Annotated in this window: 19 protein-coding genes; 4 read left to right on the forward strand and 15 right to left on the reverse strand. The window is 51.5% G+C overall.

Annotated features, from left to right (window positions below):
- Window positions 1–8: 8 nt before the first annotated feature.
- The 3 genes from KGP26_RS23050 to KGP26_RS23060 all read right to left on the reverse strand — a co-directional run bounded on the left by KGP26_RS23050 (window position 9) and on the right by KGP26_RS23060 (window position 3,166).
- On the reverse strand, window positions 9–1,301 hold the full coding sequence (locus tag KGP26_RS23050; protein WP_223664656.1) for a polysaccharide deacetylase family protein: 1,293 nt from the start codon (window positions 1,299–1,301) through the stop codon (window positions 9–11).
- Between the two features lie 174 nt (window positions 1,302–1,475).
- Window positions 1,476–2,246 carry an ABC transporter permease gene (locus KGP26_RS23055; RefSeq protein ID WP_021179732.1) on the reverse strand — a complete coding sequence of 257 codons (771 nt, stop codon included), beginning with the start codon at window positions 2,244–2,246 and terminating at the stop codon, window positions 1,476–1,478.
- Window positions 2,243–3,166 (reverse strand): ABC transporter ATP-binding protein, encoded by a 924-nt coding sequence (locus tag KGP26_RS23060; protein WP_021806255.1) that lies wholly within the window; start codon window positions 3,164–3,166, stop codon window positions 2,243–2,245. Before KGP26_RS23060 ends, KGP26_RS23055 begins: the two co-directional genes overlap by 4 nt.
- Window positions 3,167–3,365: 199 nt before the next feature.
- On the opposite strand from KGP26_RS23060, the gene can reads away from it, so the two are divergent.
- Complete coding sequence (gene can / locus KGP26_RS23065) at window positions 3,366–4,025, forward strand: carbonate dehydratase (RefSeq protein ID WP_024484342.1); 660 nt, start codon at window positions 3,366–3,368, stop codon at window positions 4,023–4,025.
- A gap of 41 nt (window positions 4,026–4,066) precedes the next feature.
- Here the strand turns inward: can and hpt are convergent, their stop codons facing one another.
- Both hpt and cueO read right to left on the reverse strand, forming a co-directional pair.
- Complete coding sequence (gene hpt / locus KGP26_RS23070; protein WP_071681992.1) at window positions 4,067–4,603, reverse strand: hypoxanthine phosphoribosyltransferase; 537 nt, start codon at window positions 4,601–4,603, stop codon at window positions 4,067–4,069.
- Window positions 4,604–4,723: 120 nt separating this feature from the next.
- The gene (gene cueO / locus KGP26_RS23075) at window positions 4,724–6,340 is read right to left on the reverse strand and encodes a multicopper oxidase CueO (protein WP_218518924.1); all 1,617 of its coding nucleotides are present in this window, start codon (window positions 6,338–6,340) and stop codon (window positions 4,724–4,726) included.
- Window positions 6,341–6,511: 171 nt separating this feature from the next.
- Here cueO and KGP26_RS23080 point away from each other — a divergent pair, with 171 nt between their 5' ends.
- The 3 genes from KGP26_RS23080 (at window position 6,512) to speD (ending at window position 8,696) form a co-directional block, all read left to right on the forward strand.
- Window positions 6,512–6,859: a YacC family pilotin-like protein gene (locus KGP26_RS23080; RefSeq protein ID WP_037375824.1), complete on the forward strand. Its 348-nt coding sequence runs from the start codon at window positions 6,512–6,514 to the stop codon at window positions 6,857–6,859.
- Between the two features lie 153 nt (window positions 6,860–7,012).
- A complete protein-coding gene (speE, locus tag KGP26_RS23085) occupies window positions 7,013–7,876 on the forward strand; it encodes a polyamine aminopropyltransferase (RefSeq protein WP_223664657.1) in 864 nt (287 codons plus the stop codon).
- A 25-nt stretch (window positions 7,877–7,901) separates the two neighbouring features.
- A complete protein-coding gene (gene speD, locus KGP26_RS23090) occupies window positions 7,902–8,696 on the forward strand; it encodes an adenosylmethionine decarboxylase (RefSeq protein ID WP_021179725.1) in 795 nt (264 codons plus the stop codon).
- A gap of 75 nt (window positions 8,697–8,771) precedes the next feature.
- On the opposite strand, the gene KGP26_RS23095 is transcribed toward speD, so the two are convergent.
- The 10 genes from KGP26_RS23095 to KGP26_RS23140 form a co-directional block, all read right to left on the reverse strand.
- On the reverse strand, window positions 8,772–9,464 hold the full coding sequence (locus tag KGP26_RS23095) for an O-methyltransferase (RefSeq protein WP_094981449.1): 693 nt from the start codon (window positions 9,462–9,464) through the stop codon (window positions 8,772–8,774).
- Between the two features lie 50 nt (window positions 9,465–9,514).
- Entirely contained in the window at window positions 9,515–10,831 is a 1,317-nt protein-coding gene (locus KGP26_RS23100) for an LLM class flavin-dependent oxidoreductase (RefSeq protein WP_181817536.1), read from the reverse strand.
- Entirely contained in the window at window positions 10,824–12,041 is a 1,218-nt protein-coding gene (locus KGP26_RS23105) for a nucleotidyltransferase family protein (RefSeq protein ID WP_115159310.1), read from the reverse strand. The genes KGP26_RS23100 and KGP26_RS23105 overlap by 8 nt, the downstream gene beginning before the upstream one ends.
- A complete protein-coding gene (locus tag KGP26_RS23110) occupies window positions 12,028–13,128 on the reverse strand; it encodes an aminotransferase class I/II-fold pyridoxal phosphate-dependent enzyme (protein WP_223500318.1) in 1,101 nt (366 codons plus the stop codon). Before KGP26_RS23110 ends, KGP26_RS23105 begins: the two co-directional genes overlap by 14 nt.
- Window positions 13,125–14,180 (reverse strand): hypothetical protein, encoded by a 1,056-nt coding sequence (locus tag KGP26_RS23115; RefSeq protein WP_094981446.1) that lies wholly within the window; start codon window positions 14,178–14,180, stop codon window positions 13,125–13,127. Before KGP26_RS23115 ends, KGP26_RS23110 begins: the two co-directional genes overlap by 4 nt.
- A complete protein-coding gene (locus KGP26_RS23120; RefSeq protein ID WP_223500319.1) occupies window positions 14,164–16,326 on the reverse strand; it encodes an FAD/NAD(P)-binding protein in 2,163 nt (720 codons plus the stop codon). Before KGP26_RS23120 ends, KGP26_RS23115 begins: the two co-directional genes overlap by 17 nt.
- Window positions 16,327–16,349: 23 nt before the next feature.
- Window positions 16,350–17,282 carry a putative PEP-binding protein gene (locus tag KGP26_RS23125; protein ID WP_021179718.1) on the reverse strand — a complete coding sequence of 311 codons (933 nt, stop codon included), beginning with the start codon at window positions 17,280–17,282 and terminating at the stop codon, window positions 16,350–16,352.
- Window positions 17,283–17,305: 23 nt separating this feature from the next.
- Entirely contained in the window at window positions 17,306–17,989 is a 684-nt protein-coding gene (locus KGP26_RS23130; protein WP_021179717.1) for a Thymidylate kinase-like protein, read from the reverse strand.
- Between the two features lie 60 nt (window positions 17,990–18,049).
- Window positions 18,050–19,318, reverse strand: a complete 1,269-nt coding sequence (locus KGP26_RS23135) for a hypothetical protein (RefSeq protein WP_094981444.1) — start codon at window positions 19,316–19,318, stop codon at window positions 18,050–18,052.
- Between the two features lie 94 nt (window positions 19,319–19,412).
- Complete coding sequence (locus tag KGP26_RS23140) at window positions 19,413–19,622, reverse strand: hypothetical protein (RefSeq protein ID WP_094981443.1); 210 nt, start codon at window positions 19,620–19,622, stop codon at window positions 19,413–19,415.
- Window positions 19,623–20,381: the final 759 nt, after the last annotated feature.

A 20,381-nucleotide genomic window follows, 5' to 3' on the forward strand; every position in this document is an offset into this window, starting at 1 on the left:
TCTTCTCTCTATTCTGTTACCGTCACGCCCGGTAACGCACCTGACTTGTTGGCTATCCGCTCCGCCATGGTGGGGATGGAGTCGGTACGCAGGATATACAGCCGTTTTAAAGTATAAGGATTATCACCCGGTTTCACTTTCCCCTGCACCGTGGTCACGGCTAAATGCAGCCCGGCATCTTTTGCCGCCTGGATCGCCTTTTGGTTATAACCACCAAAGGGATAGGAAAGGTACAGCACATGCGGATTAAACTGCTCTAACGCCCGTCTTGAACGCTCAAAGTCGAATTCGATATTGTGCAGTGAACGGCTGAGCAGGATCGGCCGACGGTTACCATCGGTACGATGTAGGAAATGGGTGTGTGACTGGATATCAAACACATCCTGGATCGTTTTCAGCTCTGAAATGCTCATAAACTGCAGCGAATCCGGGTTCCATTTCTGTGGGTGACGTTTGATACGCGAAGAGATGATAAACGCCGTCGCGCGGAAACCGTAATCCTTCAGTACCGGATACGCATAGCGATAAACCGACTTCAACCCGTCATCAAAAGTCAGTAACACCACTTTACCCGGCAGGTTGATTTGATTATTCAGGTAGGCTTCCAGCTGATACATCGAGATGGTGTCATAACCCGTCTGCTTCAAATAGGTCATCTGGTTGCTGAAGGCCACGTCCGAGGTGGTGGTTGAGGTATTACGGAAACGTTTGTTCTCTTCATTTTTCAGCAGGTGGTGATAGGTCAGCACCGGAATGCCGTTGTCGACTTCACAGTCCAACTCACTGACAAATCCCAGACGATCGCCGATATTGACCTCGTACCAGGTATTATTCAGCCGATCTTTCAGCTTGCCGATAATCGGATAGCGCAGGTTCTCTTCCAGTACGCCAAAAATTTCACTTTTGTTATCCGCCGCCGTGTAGACGTTAATTGCGCGCTGGGTGATCAGATTCTGATTGGTCAGCGGTTTGTTCAGATCCCCCAGGTCGTCCTTCACCTTACGGGTTTTGCTGATGGCGCGAACGTCGTTTTTATCAATAAAGCCGGTGCCATAGCCAAACTTAAGCTCGTAATATTCCGCATCCGCCGGGAACATCTGGATCAATTGCCCTTTTTTCACTTCACCGACCGGGATCACATGCTCACCGATCAACGAATAAACCTCGCTGTTACGCTGCACTTCCATGTATTGGGCTTGAACAGCGCTGTCTTCTGACAGTAAATCCGCCAACGCCGCCGGAGCCAACAACGACATAACAATGCCGAGTAGCCCTGCTGCTATCTTATGTTGAGGCTGCATGGTTTGTTCTGCTTACGAGTGCGTCATGAAAAAATGAAAAAAATGTGGAGCGCCAGCATAGCACGATTTAAATCGCCGGGAGAAAGGGCTTATTGCCTTAATTCTATAGATTTAGATGATGTATGTGCTAAATCAATAAACTCCCTCCCCCGGCAACGGAGGAGGGAAATGACATCAGGAACGCAAGCCGCGGCCACGCTCAATCAGATACCAGGCCAGCCCGTAGAACACCACAATGAACGCCACCAGCACCAGCATGGTCAGCGCTAACGGCACGTCGGAAATGCCCAGGAAACCGAAGCGGAAACCGCTGATCATGTAGACGATCGGATTCAGTTTGGAGACCGCCTGCCAGAACGGCGGTAACAGCGTCAGCGAGTAAAATACCCCGCCCAGATAGGTCAGCGGCGTCAGCACAAAGGTCGGGATCAGGCTGATATCGTCAAAGGTGTTGGCAAAGACGGCATTAAGCAAACCGCCTAGCGAGAACAGGATCGCCGTCAACAACAGCGTCACCGCGATCACCCACCAGGAATGGACCACCAGCGGAACGAAGAACAGCGAGATCACCGTCACTAGGATCCCCACACAGATACCACGCGCCACGCCACCGCCAACATAACCGGCAATCACCACGTGCGTCGGTACCGGTGCCACCAGCAGCTCTTCAATATTGCGCTGGAACTTGGCACTAAAGAATGATGCCGCCACGTTGGCGTAGGAGTTGGTAATCACCGCCATCATGATCAGGCCCGGCACGATAAACTGCATATAATCAAAACCGTGCATCTCACCAATACGCGACCCAATCAGGTTGCCAAAGATGATGAAATACAGGGTCATGGTGATCACTGGCGGTACCAGCGTCTGGATCCAGATGCGGGCGAAGCGGTTGATCTCTTTGGCCCAGATGCTTTTCAAGGCCACCCAATACAAATGCATCATGCTTGTTCTCCATTGCCGTTCACCAGGTTGACGAACAGCTCTTCCAGCCGGTTGGCCTTGTTACGCATACTCAGGACCTGGATCCCCTGCGCGCTCAGTTGGGTGAACAGACCGTTCAGACCTTGCTCACGCATCACTTCCACTTCCAGCGTGGAGGTGTCCGTCAAACGGCTGTTGTAACCCTCAAGATGGGGCAATGGGCTTTTCGCCGCCAGATCGAGGATAAAGGTTTCGGACTTCAGCTTGGCCAACAGCCCCTTCATCGAGGTGTTTTCTACCAGCTCACCGTTCTGGATGATGCCGATATTGCGGCACAGCATTTCTGCTTCCTCCAGATAGTGTGTGGTCAGGATAATGGTGGTGCCCTGGGCGTTCAGCTCTTTGAGGAAGCCCCACATCGAGCGACGCAACTCGATATCCACCCCGGCTGTCGGTTCGTCGAGGATCAGCAGTTTGGGCTGATGCATCAGCGCACGGGCAATCATCAGGCGGCGTTTCATCCCGCCAGACAGCATACGCGCCCGCTCGTTACGTTTACCCCAGAGATCGAGCTGATTGAGGTACTTTTCTGCCCGCGCCATCGCCTCGCGGCGTTCCACGCCATAATATCCCGCCTGGTTGACCACAATCTGCAGCACGGTTTCAAACGGGTTAAAGTTGAATTCCTGCGGCACCAGCCCGAGCTGGCGCTTGGCATTAACGATATCCTTATCGATATCGTAACCAAACACTCGCACCGTGCCCGCCGTCTTGTTGACCAGTGAGCTGATAATGCCGATGGTGGTGGATTTCCCGGCGCCGTTCGGCCCGAGCAGGGCATAAAAGTCCCCCGCCTCCACGTTCAGATTGATACCGCGCAATGCCTTGACGCCACCCGCATAGGTTTTGGTCAGCTGCGCTATTTCCAGTGCATAATTCATAAGTTATGAGAGTACCTTTTGATGGAGTTGGCTGCCGAACTTGTCTAAGAGGGAGTTTATCATCAGCGGCCCGATTACCGAGTTGAATCCGTGCGAATTCCAGAGGGCAGAAAATTGCTTAACTGTTCCGATTTCCAAATTGTGACGCTTGCCATATATTACATCAACGCAATTCGTTCATAACAGGCCAATAACCGCCATGCAAGAAATCGAAAGGCTTATCGCCAACAACCAAGCCTGGTCCGCTAATATCAACAAGGAAGATCCCGGCTTCTTTGAACGTTTGGCCCAAGCGCAAAAACCGCGATTCTTGTGGATCGGCTGCTCCGATAGCCGCGTGCCTGCCGAACGCCTGACCGGCCTGGAGCCGGGTGAGCTGTTCGTTCACCGTAACGTCGCCAATCTGGTGATCCATACCGATTTGAACTGCCTGTCAGTGGTGCAGTATGCCGTCGACGTGCTGGAGGTGGAACATATCATTATCTGTGGTCACCTGGGCTGCGGTGGGGTAGAAGCGGCTGTAGAGAACCCGGAACTGGGGTTGATCAACAACTGGCTGCTGCACATTCGCGATCTGTGGTACAAGCACAGTTCCCTGCTCGGCGAGTTGGAACCGGAACAACGTCTGGATGTGCTGTGCGAGATCAACGTCATTGAGCAGGTGTATAACCTGGGCCACTCAACCATCATGCAGTCTGCCTGGAAACGCGGCCAGAAAGTGATGATCCACGGGTGGGTGTACGGGATCCAGGACGGTCGTCTGCACGATCTGGAAGTCACCGCCACCAGCCGTGAGAGCCTGGAGATGGGCTACCGCAAAGCGATAGCCACACTCAAACAGGAGAAAGGCCTGTTCTAGCGCCTGATCGGGGTTCAGCGCCCTGCTGAACCCCGGCCGGATTATTCGTCCAGCATCACCACTTTGCCGATGTAAGGCAGATGGCGATAACGCTGGGCGTAATCGATGCCATAACCCACCACGAACTCGTCCGGGATCGGGAAGCCGACATATTCCACCGGCACTTCAACCTCACGGCGCTCAGGCTTGTCCAGCAGCGTACAAATCGCCAAAGACTTCGGCCCACGCAGCGCCAGGATCTCACGTACCTTGTTCAGAGTGTTGCCGGAATCGATGATGTCTTCGACGATCAATACGTCTTTACCACGGATGTCTTCATCCAGATCTTTGAGGATTTTCACGTCACGGGTGGTAGACATGCCGCTGCCGTAGCTGGAAGCGGTCATAAAATCGACCTCATGCGGCACCTCAATGGTGCGGCACAGATCGGCCATAAACATGAAAGAGCCACGCAGCAACCCGACCAGCACCATGTCACTGCCGCTATCGCGGTAGTCTTCGGTGATCTGGCGGCCAAGTTCAGCAATACGGGTCTTAACTTCCTGCTCGGAAATCATTACTTCTACAGTGTGTTTCATAGTTTTCAGGTCAGTTGCCGGAAGAAGGGCGCAGAGTTTAGCATAGCTGGCGGGCGGTGGCGACGCGAGTGCGTCACCACTTTACAGGCTGCGGCGTTGTTTGCCGCAGCCTGGGATAACTTATTCAGCTACGGTAAAGCCTAGCATCATCCCTGTATCTTCATGTTCCAGCAGGTGGCAGTGGGCCATATAAGCCTGATCGGCACTAGCCAGATGATTGAAGCGCACCAGCACTTCGCTGCGCCAACCTTCTACCAGCACCGTATCTTTCCAGCCTGCCCGGTGGGCCGCCGGTGGCTTGCCGTTTTCCGACAGAATGCGGAACTGGGTGCCATGGATATGGAACGGGTGCATCATCACGTCGCCCTCGCCGGAAATGGTCCATTTCTCGTATTTACCGCGCTTGGCTTCAAACGCCGGCTTGTGCATATCATAGGCTTTACCGTTGATGGTATTGGCATGGCTGAAATCAAACGGCTTGCTGCCATGATCCATCTTGCTATGGTCCATTCCCGCCATGTTGCCCTGATCCATGCCTTGCATCTTACTATGATCCATACCAGCCATGTTGCCAGCGGCATTGCCGTGATCCATGCTCATCCCGGCCATTGCCTGATGACCATAGCGATCCATCAGAGCCTGCATCCCCAGCATATCCAGCTTAGGATCCATCATCAGTTGCAACCAGCGTTCCTGCACCCCGGCCAGCGATGGCAGCGCAGGCAATTTCACCAGGCTGTCCGGCATGGATTTCACGCCCTGCGCCAGCGATGGCTGAATATGCAATACCGGCAGCGGCTGATCGAACGGAGCCAGCGTCATACCCATTTGCTTCACCGGCAGGGTAACGATATCGAACGGCTTGCCATCGGAGGCATCAACCAGCACTTCAAAGCGCTCGCCCATCAGCATCGGCAGTTCGGTCAGTTTCACCGGTTCGCCCAGGAAGCCACCGTCACTGGCAATCACGTATAATGGGCGATTGTCGCTGGTGGACAGGTTAAGCGAGCGGGCGTTACAGCCGTTCAGGAAACGCAGACGCAGCCAGCCGCGTGGCGCGATATGTTGCGGATAGCTGGCACCGTTGGTGAACATGCGGTCACCAAACCAGCCCACGGCCGCGCTCATGATGTCCAATTGATATTCGATTTGACCGTCTTTGCCCAGGCGCTTATCTTGCAGGATCACGGGAATATCGTCGGTTCCCCAGGTCTTCGGCAAGGGTAGCTGGCTGCTTTCTTCATCTTCCAACAGCACCAGTCCCCCCAGCCCCTTCATTACCTGCTCGCCGGTTTTGCCATGCGTATGGGGATGGAACCAGCAGGTAGACGCTGGCTGATCGGCAGTGAAACTCACCGTGCGGGTAGTACCAGGTTGGATCAAGGCTTGTGGACCACCGTCGACATTACCGGGGATCTCTAAACCGTGCCAGTGCACCGTGCTGGCCTCTGGCAGTTTATTACTGATATCTACCGTCACCGGCTTACCCCGTTGCAAACGGACCGCTGGGCCAAGCAACGCACCGTTAATCCCCCAGGTGCGGGTAGCCACGTTAGGCAGCCAGTTCATCTCACCGGTTTGCAGCGCCAATGCGATCTTTCCTTGCGCATCTGGCGTCAAAATCGGTGGGATCGGCAAGGCTGGACGATCGGCCGCCAAGGCGGCACGGCTCCATAATGGCAAGGCGCTTGCGGCACCTATTGCGGCGGTCAGTTTGATAAAATCACGGCGTAACATCGCTGGTTCCCTTTTCTCAGTGATCGAAAGCTTAAGATCCGCAGCCTAAACCCTCCCCTTAGTGGAAGGTCAAGAGCTACTATTAAGGAGTGTTAAGCCCACATAATTAATTTGGTGCCTTTACAGCCAAGTGTGGTAACGTCAGCAGATATTGAACAGGTCTATTTCATGATGAAAAAAACAACGTTGTTAATGCTATTGCTGACTATGCTGGGCTTTTCCAATGCCAGCCTGGCGCTAAATGAATCCGAAGCGGAAGATCTTGCCGATCTGACCGCGGTGTTTGTCTATCTGAAAAACGATTGTGGCTACAATGATTTGCCTAACGCGCAAATCAAACGCGCCATCGTGTACTTCGCCCAGCAAAACCGTTGGGATTTGACTAACTATAATAGCTTTAATATGAAGTCCCTAGGTGAAGACAGCTACCGCGATCTCAGCGGCATTGCTATTCCTACCCCCAACAAGTGCAAATCTCTGGCGCGCGACTCCTTGAGCCTGCTGGCCTACGCCAACTAACTTCCCCTGCTTTCTCTCAGCCTTGCCAACGATAGCTGGCAGGGTTTGCTATCGCCTATCTGTTGCCCTGCCGACAATGCTGTAATTTGCCACACGGAGGGTTTATGATGTTGCGCTCATTTTTCATGGTTGTTATTACGGAGTAACCCGCACATGACCCAGAAAGAGATTTGGTATGAAACGCTGCATGCCAACTTTGGCCAGTACTTCTCAGTAGAGCAGGTACTTTACCGTGAGAAAACCGAGCATCAGGATCTGGTGATATTTGAAAACCCGTTGCTGGGCCGCGTGATGGCTCTCGATGGCGTGGTACAGACTACCGAACGCGATGAGTTTATCTATCACGAAATGATGACCCACGTGCCGCTGCTGGCCCATGGCCAGGCCAGGAAAGTGCTGATTATCGGCGGTGGTGACGGGGCTATGCTGCGTGAAGTCTGCCGCCATCAGGGCATTGAACAGATCACCATGGTTGAGATCGACGCGGGCGTGGTGGAGTTCTGCCGCCAATACTTACCGAATCACAACGCCGGTGCCTATGACGATCCCCGCTTCAAGCTGGTGATCGACGATGGCGTCAATTTCGTCAGCCAGAGCGACGAAAAATTCGACGTGATTATTTCTGACTGTACCGATCCGATCGGCCCCGGTGAAAGCCTGTTTACCTCGGCGTTCTATGAAGGTTGCGCACGCTGCCTCAACGAGGGTGGCATCTTCGTAGCTCAGAACGGCGTCTGCTTCCTGCAGCAGGACGAAGCGGTCAACAGCCACACCAAGCTCAGCCAGTATTTTAACGACGTCAGCTTCTATCAGGCGGCGATCCCAACCTATTACGGCGGCATCATGACCTTTGCCTGGGCCAGCCAGAATCCGGCTTTGCGCCAGCTGGATGTCACCACGCTGCAACAACGCTTTCATCAAAGTGGCTTAGACTGCCGCTACTACAATCCGGCAATTCACGCTGGCAGCTTTGCCCTGCCGCAGTATTTGCTCAATGCACTGAACGTTTCACGTTAAGCGAGAAGATAGGGGCTAAATCTAATTGCAAAAGATCAAACTGCACGGCTTCAATAACCTGACCAAGAGCCTGAGTTTTTGTATTTACGATATTTGTTATGCCAAAACCGCAGACGACCGCGACGGCTATATCGCCTACATTGACGAACAGTACAATGCCAACCGCCTGACCGAGATCCTCAGTGAAACCTGCTCGATCATTGGCGCCAATATTCTCAACGTCGCCCGCCAGGACTACGATCCGCAAGGCGCCAGCGTCACCATTCTGATGAGCGAAGAGCCGGTCGATCCGAAAGACGTGGATACCTCTGAACACCCAGGGCCGCTGCCAAAGACGGTGGTAGCACATCTGGATAAAAGCCATATCTGCGTTCACACCTATCCGGAAAGCCACCCAGAAGGCGGCCTGTGTACCTTCCGGGCCGATATTGAAGTCTCTACCTGCGGCGTGATTTCACCGCTCAAAGCGCTGAACTATCTGATCCACCAGTTGGAATCCGATATCGTCACCATGGACTATCGCGTACGCGGTTTCACCCGCGATGTCGCCGGCGTGAAGCATTACATCGATCATGAGATCAATTCGATCCAGAACTTTATGTCCGAGGATATGAAGGCGCTGTACCACATGATGGATGTCAATGTGTATCAGGAGAACATCTTCCACACCAAGATGCTGCTGAAGGATTTCGATCTGAAGCACTATCTGTTCAACGCCAGGCCGGACGAACTGAGCGAGGCGGAGCGGAAAAGGATCACCGATCTGCTGTGGAAAGAGATGCAGGAGATCTACTACGGGCGCAATATTCCGCACCTGTGACTGCCCCCCGCCGTAAATTGGGCAAGGTTTACGGCGGACCTTGCTAAAGATACCTTATTAGCCTTGTGAAGCAAATCAGGGCAAATCCATGGAGTTTTGCTTCTTCGGTGACGATTTATCCACCCGCAACAACGCAAACCCATCCCAGCCCTTTTCGCCCACCGTTTGTAACGCGGTTGCTGTCAATTCTGGAAATTGTTTCACCACTTCAAGCGTCTGGCAGATCCCGTCAGCATGAACATCACGTTCAGTATCAATAATCGCACCACCGCGGATCACATTGTCCATGATGATCACACTGCCCGTCCGGCCAAGCCTGATGGACCATTGCAGATATAACAGCGCATTCTGTTTATCAGCATCGATGAAAACCAGGTCGAACGGAGCTTGTTCTTGTAACTCAGGCAACAGCTCTGCCGCCTCGCCAACCTTGATCGTCACCTTGCCGGACAAGCCAGCACGCGCAATATTTTCACGAGCAACAGCGGCATTTCTCTCTTCTTTCTCCAACGAGATCAAGCAACCATCAGGGGGTAACGCCTGTGCCATGAGCTGAGTGCTGAATCCACCCAAGGTCCCTATCTCCAGCACCCGCTGCGCCGCGCTGATCTGCACCATCAACAGCAAGAACTGCCCCTGTAGGGGAGAAACATCGTGCGGCGGCAATCCTTGCGCCGCGTTGGCCAGAAGCGTTTGCGCCAGATTTGGATCCTCGTTTAGTAACTGTCGCTTAAGGTATTCATCTACTTGCTGCCATTTTTGCTGCATCCTGTTTCTCCAGTAAACATTCCGGTAACAGTATAACGCAAAGGAAAATACTAGCCGCTTAACCCCAGATGGTCTCGCAAGGTGCGCCCAGTATAATGCTGGCGAAACAGCCCACGCCGACGCAACTCTGGTACCACCAGGTTGATAAAATCGCTCATTCCCCCTGGCAACCACGGTGCCATCACATTAAATCCATCGCTCGCGCCAGTACTAAACCACTCCTCCATTTCATCGACAATCTGCCGTGGCGTGCCAATCAGTTGCCAATGACCACGTGCGCCTGCCACATGCCGGTACAGTTGCCGTATAGAATAATTCTCCCGCGCAGCCAGTGATACCAGTAACTCACGTCGGCTTTGGCTGGCATTACTGGGTGGAATAACCGGTAATGGCCCATCGAGATCGTGACCGGAAAGATCGATGCCCCCCAATTGAACCTGCAATAATGCCAACCCGACCCGATCATCAATCAACGCCTGGAGTTGCTCAAACTTGTCCTGCGCTTCCTGCTGGCTACGGCCGACGAAGGGGAACATCCCCGTCATCACCAAAGGTAGCTGGGCGCGCCCAGCTTGTTGTGCCCTTTGTTTAACATCCTGGTAAAACATTCTAGCGGTTTGTAATTCATGCTGTGCCGAAAATATGACCTCACTGGTACGCGCCGCCAAGCTACGCCCGGCCTCGGATGCGCCAGCCTGTACGATCACTGGAGCACCACCAGGGCAAGCAGGTACGTTTAAAGGTCCCTTAACCTGGAAAAAATCCCCCTGGTGATTCAGTGGGCGCATTTTTGCCACGTCAAAAAACACCCCGCTTTGTTTGTCGAAACAAAAGGCATCATGGTCCCAGCTGCGCCACAATCCGGCCACAACATCAACAAACTCTTCTGCACGCAGGTAACGACGATCATGTTCTGGATGACTATCCAGACCAAAATTATCGGCTTCAAATGGGTTTTGAGAAGTCACCAGATTCCACCCCGCTCGTCCCTGGCTAAGATGGGCCAAAGAGGCAAATTGACGAGCTAGATTATAAGGATGGTGATAGGTGGTCGTTGCCGACGCAATCAAACCGATACGTTCCGTGCACGCACTCAATGCTGACAGCAAGGTTAACGGTTCAAACTGCCCCACGTAGCGATGTGCCCCACGGCTCAATTCTGCCCAGTCATCCCCTTTTACAGCCAGACTATCGGCAAGAAAAATGAAATCAAATGCCGCACTTTCCGCCATACGGGCAAACTCGGCGCAGTGCTGAAAATTGATACCTGCATTAGCCTGAACACTGGCATGTCGCCAAGCTGCAATATGGTAGCCGGTGGGATACCAGAAAGCCCCCAGTTTCATCATCGTATGGTGCTCAATCATCCTGCTTCTCCTCTAATATTACGCCAGGGCGCAATGCCTCCCTTGTCAGATAAGCCTGTAATTGTTCAACTTCCTCATCACTGAACAGGCCACAAACACCGAGCAGAAACGTGCCTGCTGGCGAGGTTAGCATCAGGAATTTTTTGTAACGTGTCAGGCCGATCGCTGCGCAACGTTGATCAATCAGTATCGCATTGACAGTCATGCCCCAACGTAATGCGCAGCGTATGGCCCAGGGACGATCCAGCAAACTGAGGACATTGAGTTGCCAACTCCCCTCTTCACAGGCCCGATCAATGGCCTCGCGAGCACGTTGCTGCCACAAGAGCGATGTCGCTCCACTATCGCCGTGAATATTTCGCGCCAGATGCTGCAACAGCAGTGGAGGGGATTGCTGGTAGCGGTGAAACCCTGCCAGCAGTTTTTCCACCTGCGGCAACAACCGTGCTTTCGCAAGCTCATCAAACAGTGCCTGCGGAGCTATGCCAGCCCCCATAAACAGGCAATGACCGTCATACAGATCGCGTAGCATGCACTCAGGACGTGTTGCCAATTCCATAAAGAAAACTTTCAGCATCGTGTTCACATCTGGCACACACAATGGTATCCCGGAAAATTGCTGTTGCACCGCATAAGGTTCCAGTTCATCCCAATCAATCAGGTGGTATTGGTCAACCGCAAACTGCCCAATGTGTAATTCCACTCCACCATCCTCCAGGCCTTGTTCGAAAATGAAACGAGCAATACCACACCATTGCGCAGTATCGGGGTGCTGATAGAAACGAGCCATAAAAGGGAGAGAAAAACCGCGGCGAAAGAGCTGCGTGGCAAAACGGCAAAACGCCGGGAAATCCCGGACAACAATGTCCAGATCCTTGGCAAAACGCTCGATGCGTTCCGGGTACAGTAGCTCGTGACCAAATCCTTTCATCAACATGGCACGAGGTTCATTGCTGTCAAACTGCAAAGCTCGGATTGCCTCTAGCCAGCTATTCCGTTCGCGCCGATGCGCCGCAAGGATCTCCGATAGTGCTGGCGTCAATGGTTGATCGCTGACATTGTGATAATAATCGGCCACCAGCGGCAGAATTTTGTGCCGTACCGCTGCCTCCAAGCATAGTTGCCACTGTTCTTGTGACAGCGTATTGCTCAGCACCTCCGCTTGAGAGCGATCAAATAAAAAAATCGTTAATAGCTTATCGGTATCCATCGGTTCCCTCGCTATCGGAATAAGATGTCATGCAATGTTGTAAACGAGCCATTCTTGCTGGTAATAATGGGACGCTCAGACGTAGCAAAGTGATCGCTGCATCTCCTCCCCGCCAGCAGAGATGATGCTTTCCTTTGACGCCTCTTGCTTCCAACGCTTCCCCCATTTCCGGCCCAAGAAACCAGTAAGGCAGGGCGCTACTGGCCGCGACCAAGGGCTGAGCATCAAATAGTTCGAGAACTTGCCGTTTATGGCGGGTAATCTGTGCTCGCAACTCGGCGGTGGAATCACCTAGCGCCAAAATGTTGGCGGCGATACGCAGCGACAATGAAGCATTGAGCAACGGTGGCAACGTCTGGCGCACCCGGGCCTGCAGCTCACTGGCGCACAGGCATAACCCCACGCGTAATCCCCCAAGCCCCCAGCCTTTTGACATCCCGCGCAGTACAATAAGATTGGGCATCTCACCAAGCAGAGTCACCGCGCTATAAGTCGGCGAACAATAATTGGCATTAGATTCATCGATCAACAGCAACATACCGCGCTGCGCCAATCTCTGGCACAGTTGCCGCAGTTTCACGAGATCGCCATAGTCATCATTCAGCAGCCCCGGACGCTCCAGAAACAACATATCAGCCCCAACGGCACACATTGCGGAACCAATATCCTGCTCGCTTCCTGGCGCCATGTGATAAGGCTCCCGTCCTGCCTGACGCAGATACCAGGGATAATCCGGGTAAACATCACCGATAATCGCCACACGTCGCCCTTGCGATAAATATGCCAACGCGGCCAATAACGAAATGACCCCCGCACCACAAGACAGAGAAAAATCATCATGTGCCAGAGAAAAAAAATGTTTTACCGCCTGGCGTAACGTCATATCTCCCCAAGGATCGGTGACGGCATAGCGGTAGATCTCGGGTAGCCCTGTCTCAGTTTCCAAGTGCAAAGTCTGTTGGATGACAGCACTGATATCCGGCTGGATAAATGGCCGTTCATCCTGGGTCCAGGAGAGATTCAGTATTGTTGGCGTATCGTCCAGCGCGACCATGCTCTGATAGGAATCAATGGCTCTGGCAATCATAAGTCCTCCCATACCGCATAGGGGACTGACATTTCCTGAGCCTGCAGTGAGCCATGTTCATAGCGGTAGGAGGGGGGGGAGATAAAACGGTTCTGTTGCGCAATCAATAACAGGTTACCCATACGCGATGAACCTGAAGTTGAAAACAGGGATGTTCGCGGCATCACCAAGGCGATATCGCCAATAGCGCTGGCCAAACGTTGCTGCATCGCAGCTTCATGTTCCTGCTCAACATAAAACCAGCGTGTGCGTCCAGCGCCCCCCATCGTTGCGCCAAATTCACCACAAATCTGCTCTATCGACCGGGCAATGTCAGAATCATGCTGTGTCGGCACCAAGCCATGATCGGCATAGGCAATCACATCACACCCCTGCGCCACCAAACGCTCAGCCAAGGATGCTAACCCACAGAGGAATGCCTCTACCCGGTCGTCATAACCGTTAAGGTGAATATATTGATCGACGTCGATAAAACACCATAACAGGGTCGGTGCCGCACCGTTCAGTCTCTGCCCGACCGCGCCTTCCAGGCGCGCGATCATCTGTGCTGGCGGCACCAACGGCTGGTCCGTATAAAAAGCATGATTATCAACATGTGCAACGCCCGTCAGCAGCGCTCGCGTCCAGCTTCCCTGGATGGGCAACAGATCGCCGGCTATCGCCTGTGGGGTGAACCCATAGCGGTAACAATCGGTAAACAGATTAGCCGTGGGAGGCGTGATGGCATCCCCCTGATAATCACAGATGTTGATCAACGTTGCCTGCGCCGGATCAGGCCGAAACACGACGCCGGGAACACCATGCTGTTCTATGCTCTGCCCCGTCAAACTACTCAACCAGCAGCTTGCCGAGGTTGAAGGAAATATCGCCTGCCATGGTTCCTGATGGGCATAACGCCAGCAACCCTGTGCCAACTCGGAATAAATACCGTCGACAGCGAAGATCACTTGATGGCGTGGCTGCTTTTGCCGCTGTTGATAAGCCATACGTGCCGCAATACGTTTGCGAAATTGACGCAAGCTATTTACACTGTTTTCAATTGGTAACGTCATACCAAGGCGTCCCCTCAGCTTGCTTCACCGACTCTCTCAACGCCTGCAGTATTTGAGCTGCCCACCGATGGGCCACATTTAGCACCGCGCTGTTGGCTCGAGGACGAGCCGCAACGTTCTGAAAGAAACAGACCCCTTCGACAGGAGCACCAAGAAATGTCAGACGGGTTTCAATAGTGTTATCCAGGGTTCGTGGATGGAATGCTTCAGTCAGCATCAACCCCCCCGGAATAAACCGCTCTCCCCCCGGATCACGGTTTTCCCATAGTTGGATCAGTCCTTCGCGCAACATTGAAGGATAGAGTGGACTCTGCTGATAACGAGCGTCAAACGGGTGCAGACGAGCACAAGCTAAATGATCGATCTTCAGCCGTTGCCCACGGCCATGCAGTATGAAACCCTTTCCGGAACGCGCAGAACTAATGTGTACACCAACTGGGGCCAGCACGACTAGCCCCTGGCGAATAAGGGCCGCCATTTTCTGCATCGCTTCAACACCCGCACCATTTGACAAACGGTTGTAATAAGACATCCATAACGTCGAAAATTCGCGTTGAGAGGCGGGTGTTAAGCCACCAAAATCGGTGACAGCAGAAAATACGGCGCGTAAATCACGCCAAACACCATCACAGGCAGCCTTCAATGGATTAAATCGGTTACCTTGACGTGCCGCCGCCAGATCTAACTCTAACCAGCGTAGTACCTGGTGCTGCCGTTGCGACACGCTCCCTGTTGGCTGGCCGGTGAAAGGTTCGAAAATACACAGCCAGTCAAACCGATGTTCAGCCAGGTAGGGCGAGTGCCCCCATTTCACCTGTTGCGGCGGTAACGCACGGAATGCCGTCACTACCTGCTCAGCAGGCAGCTCCTGGTCAGTCAATGTCCGGTAAAAAGCCGTGGCCAGGCGCATCAGTGCAGGATCGTCGCTGTCTTGCCTGGCGCAAAACCTCTGAAACTCTACAACTGCCTGGTCAAATAACTGCTGGGCGGGTTGTAGTAACCGCTCAATATCCCGTTCAACTTGATGGGGGACGGTGGACAGGAATGATAGATATGCAGGGGTCACGGCCTCGATCAACCTCTGGCCCCAATCTTCGCCTAATAAAGTGCGGTAATAAACCAACGCCATCTCCAGCACCACCAGTGGAAATACATCACGCCGGAAATCGAGTTGCCGCTGGCAAGAACCGTCAGACAAGGTAGCGCTGCGCCCATGGTTCTTGCGCAGTAGCGTAATCGCGGACTCACTAAAAAACTGGGGCTGATGAAAGTGTTCCGGCAAGACTTTGGCATTAACCGGGCGGACAGAATACATTTTTCCACTTGGGCTAATTGCCTGGATCTGGGCGGGTTCATTACCACTGTGTAGATAACGCAGCTCACCATCATCGCCAGCAACAAAGCGGCCGCCGCGTCCTTCGGTCAGGTACAAACAGATATCAATAGCCGTCAGCCCCATACCAAGCAGCCCTATTCGACTGCCAGCATCGACAGTTTGCAGGCTGAATCGCTGTTCCAGTGGATAGGGATAGGAAATATACCGACTGTTGCGTGCGTAGCGTGCTTCATCCGTCCCTGGCCTAGGACGGCAAGGAGTATGGCCAGTAACGAATAAAACATGATCGGCCAGCAAGGCGTCCTGGTTGCTGGCAAACGACATTTTGAAACCGGAATAGTGACGGCGTACATAAGTCACTTCGTCATGATGCGCGATAACCTCGACTCCGGGTAATTGATTGAGCAGTTCGGCGTAAAGATTAAAATGATCGCGTAATGCCAAGCCATGCAGATATCGGTGTGGCACATCATGTGCGGCAAGATTGAAACGCTCATCTCCCGTTTGCTGATAACGTTGTTGACACCATTGATGAAAAGTCAATCTTAGCGGCAGAGGCAGCAGTACCGAGGCAGCCTGGACGGACTCATCCGCCGCAAAGGCTATTTGATCAACGCACCGGTTGAGATAACTGCTCGATGGCTGCTCATCACTATGTGCGACGCCAGCGCCTGCCCTGCCATGCGACTCAAACACATGGATGTGCAATGAGCCTGAAACCGGTTCTCTGCGTAGCAAAGCCAATAAGCGTTCCAGGGCATAAACCGATCTCGGGCCACCACCCACTATCGCCACCACATAGTTATTCACCGGTTATCTCCTGCCTGCGCTATTCAGCTTTTCGGTTTTTTGTGCCAATGCAGACCTTGGATAGTCATGGCATCGTTATCGTTGGCAACATCGAGCAGAGATTGAGCCCAAAGACGCAGGCGTTTACGGTTATCCCCTTTCTTAAAGTTGAGCATGAAATCCATGTCTTGATAGTCTTTGAATTTCTCGCCAAAGAATGCCGGGAACGAAGAATAATGCACGGTAATAGCATCCATGCCGGTCTGTTTGGCTATGTCGAGGAACTCCGGTTTCATATAGCCGGCGATGCTGATACGACCATGACTCAACGTTTGGCGTAGCGATTTCAGCATACCAATCAGAGCAGGATGGTTGTGGCGATCGTAGCCGCTACCCCGGCTGGCACCAATGGTCAGACTGCTGAGATCGTTCATCCCCACCAGAAAATGTTCAATGCCAAGTTTCTCGATGTCCGATGCGTGCCAAAACGCCGCTGGTGTTTCCATCATGCAGGAAATTTTGTTAGGGAAAGCAAAGCGGCGGGCATAATCCATGCCGAACTCTATTTCAGCCATCTCACAAACGTAGGGAAAGATGATATGCAAATTCGGGTGTTGTTTTGCCAACTGGGTAATGACATCGAATTCAATTTCGAAAGTATTGGTCAATTCCATCGCCCTGCGCATACCGCGCAAACCAATGGTTGGAAACTCTTCCAACACATATTCGTCATATCCTTCCAGCATGTTGATTTCATTGGCTGGCGCATCAATAAAGCGATACCAAACGTCCTTGTCTGGAAACACCTTTAACACGTTCTCGATATAATCAATCATCAATTGGCGCCCATCCGGGGCGGTAAGATACTTGCCCGCGCGACGGAAAATATACTCGCCACGCAGCAACCCAATCGCAGAGACCTCCTGATAAATACGTGGATCAATCAGCTCGCCACTTAAAGAGACTTCAATCTCCATGACATTGTCCTCACTCAATAAAATTAGCTATTTTTAACCGGTAGAAAGGCGGCACCCGCCGATGGAGCGGCTAAATAACGCTCCACCCCGGCACATAGGGCTTGGAAAACCTGTTCAGGGGGCTGACGGCCATCAACCCTGGTCCAATCCTGTTCGCGAGCATGGCGTGACAAAATGGAATAAACCTTGTTCATCTGTTCGAGGAAACGTTCATCACTGCATTCAAGTTGGTTACCACACTCGTAAGGCGCGTGCGTATCACCGTTGTCACGCCGCCAAGCGATAATCACGTTAGGTTCAACATCGAGAAACAACGTAAGATCGGGGGACGGGAAAGGAGCAATCAGCTGCGATAGCCAAGTCTCGCTCAACCCCAGAGCCATTTCCGTCGCGACGTGTTTTTGCCAACCACCATCAAGCAACACGATTTCATCCGCGGCTGGCGGCTGGTGGCAAAGCTGGATGGCGAAAAGGTTAAACAGAAAAAGTGCCCGGCTCTCACCACGCATTTCAGGCAATATTTCATACATCAAGGTACGGTAGCTACACCCAAAATACCGAGCTTCAGGGTACTTTTCAGCTTGCAGGGCATCACGTTTGGCTAGTGTACGCACCGGCAATCCTGTCGTTTTCTCCAACCAGGGGATCAGCCATTTTAACTGCGTTGATTTTCCTGCCCCGTCACATCCGAGAAGATTGATCAGCATGGCGGATCCTGTACAAAGAGACGAAACTCCCCTACTGCAAGGCGGCAGGGGGCCATTGCATTACTCGACAGAACGTAATATTTCCTCAGATTGTTCATCCAGGCTTTGCCCACATGAATCCTTGAGCATTTTCTGGAATTTATGGCGCAATGCCAACGGCACCATACGCTCGACATAAAACCCCAGTTGTTCGTCAAGCTGGTATTCAACCGGATCCTTGGCGGCCAGTTCCGACAATCCGCGCGCCATCTGCTCAGGGAAACCCGGATAGCTGGATTGCAGGGTATAAATCACGCTGTAATAGAGATTACGGCCCAGAGAGAAACACGGATAACGTGCCTCATAGTTGTCTAAAGAGTATTTAGGGAAACAACCATCGATAATACGTTTCGGGCACATCCATAATGGCATGACCAACGTCATATCACCGATCTTGCGTGCCGGGCTGGAAGCAGGTTTCAAGCCTGTTGAAATACGGAACAGGTTCTCGCACAAGACATCTTCCAGATTAAGCCCCGTGCTAATGAAGCGGGTGCCCAGTTCGCGGGCATAACGTGTCAATGAGAGGCGAATCAATAACGTGCCAAGAAACTCGAAGTCATCCCCCGCAAAGGTGCGCTCAAAACGGTCGATCAGACTTTCGCCGTCTGCTGGAATACCGAGCAGAGATTTGACCTCGTCCTCTTTGATAATTTTCAAGTCCAACTGATAGTTACGGCACAGCTCCACGGCACGTGGCACACCTTTATCCCAATCAGGGATACCCATAATGATCACCGGGTGGACATTGACGTAGTCACGAATCAGGCTCAGGCCGTGCAATAGTGAGTTACTGTCGCCACCACCGCTAACCCCCACAACCAGATCGGCCCCTTGAGGCAAATGCTGTTTGATGGTTTCTGCCACCCGTGCAGCGATAATATCGCGGCACTCATCAGGTGATAGTTTTTTGAGGTAGCTCTGCGCGCTGGCATCGCTATTTTTCAGATTCTGATAGATATACTCTGTTGACTCTGAGTTCTGATCGGTACTGTTAACAATTTGGAATTTCTCTGGGGAGAATTTGAAGGGGTTTACATTACGGTTAAAATAAAGCAGAAGCTGGTCAGCATCAAACTCTGCCATGGTTTTTTCCAACCCGGAACATAAATGCATAGCCTCTTCGCCGTCACGGCGCTGATAAATAGAGACCGCAGACCAGGGCACGTTATTTCTGCCTAAAACATCAATCAGGCGCTCATCAGGGCGACTGGAAAGTAACTGACGGCCATGCGCGGTCACGACGGCAATTTCAGGGCCCACAGAATTTAACGTTGACTTTGCAGACATAGCTTCACCTTAGGATTCATCCTGATTTTTATAAATTATAAAATCTCACCGTTCATTGAGATAAGGCCACATAGGGTATGTGGCCCTAAAGTGGTTATTGCGCGCCAGTCTCGCAGCTCGCACCACAAATGGTTTCAATACCATGACGTGAAGCGGGAATAAATGCACGCTCAGCACGCATTGATTCCAGTTCACTAACAGAAATGTCAGCATACTTTACATCAGCGCTATTGCTGATTAGGTTAATGATTTCATTCTTCAAATTGAAGTTACTGCTTGGGTTTTGTTTAAGTGCATTTTTCATACTTACATCCTCAATAAAAATTGATATTCGCTAAGTATATTACATGTGAAAAACTCAAATAAAACGACATGCAACCAAGCCAGTTTTAAAGCACTTGGAATTTTTGTCAAACCACCCTCCATAATAAAAATCGCTTCACAAAGGCTTACCCCACTTAAAAACAAAAAAGATAAACACCTGTTATAAAAGGATAAAACACGCACAATAAAATGGACGAAATATAAAATAATTATTTTTCAATTAGATACAATCAAGAATGCAAAATGAGAACAAAAACCGTCGTATTAAGACAGGCAAGCTATTGAATAAAAAGCATTAACTCTCGTTATATAGGTAAATTCCCGCATTATTTTTTAATTATGTAATGAATAAAAAATAAACTTTATATTCCAAAAAAGTATAAAAATAGTTAAGATAATGTTAAGTTTGGATATTTGAATAATTTCAAACTTAAATTATTAACCTGAAAAATCATATCCAAACTTTAAGGTAATTATTTTTTATACATTAAAATCAATATGTTATAAAAAAAATCAATGCGCAATACTTTGTTTTTATTTAACTTTAACACTTAAGTTTATCAAAACAATTTCGCAACTTTTCATTGACAGAACATGACACTGTGATAAGACTCTATCCGTTGCCAATTTTTTATCCTGAAAGATTGCGCAGCAATCCCGAAAATAGATAATCACTTTAATGGAGAAATTTACATGAAAGCGAAAAAATTGAAGAAAGTACGCCGCGCCAACGCAGCTC

The organism is Serratia sp. JSRIV002, from assembly GCF_019968725.1.
GTDB classification, from domain to species: Bacteria; Pseudomonadota; Gammaproteobacteria; order Enterobacterales; family Enterobacteriaceae; genus Chania; species Chania fonticola_B.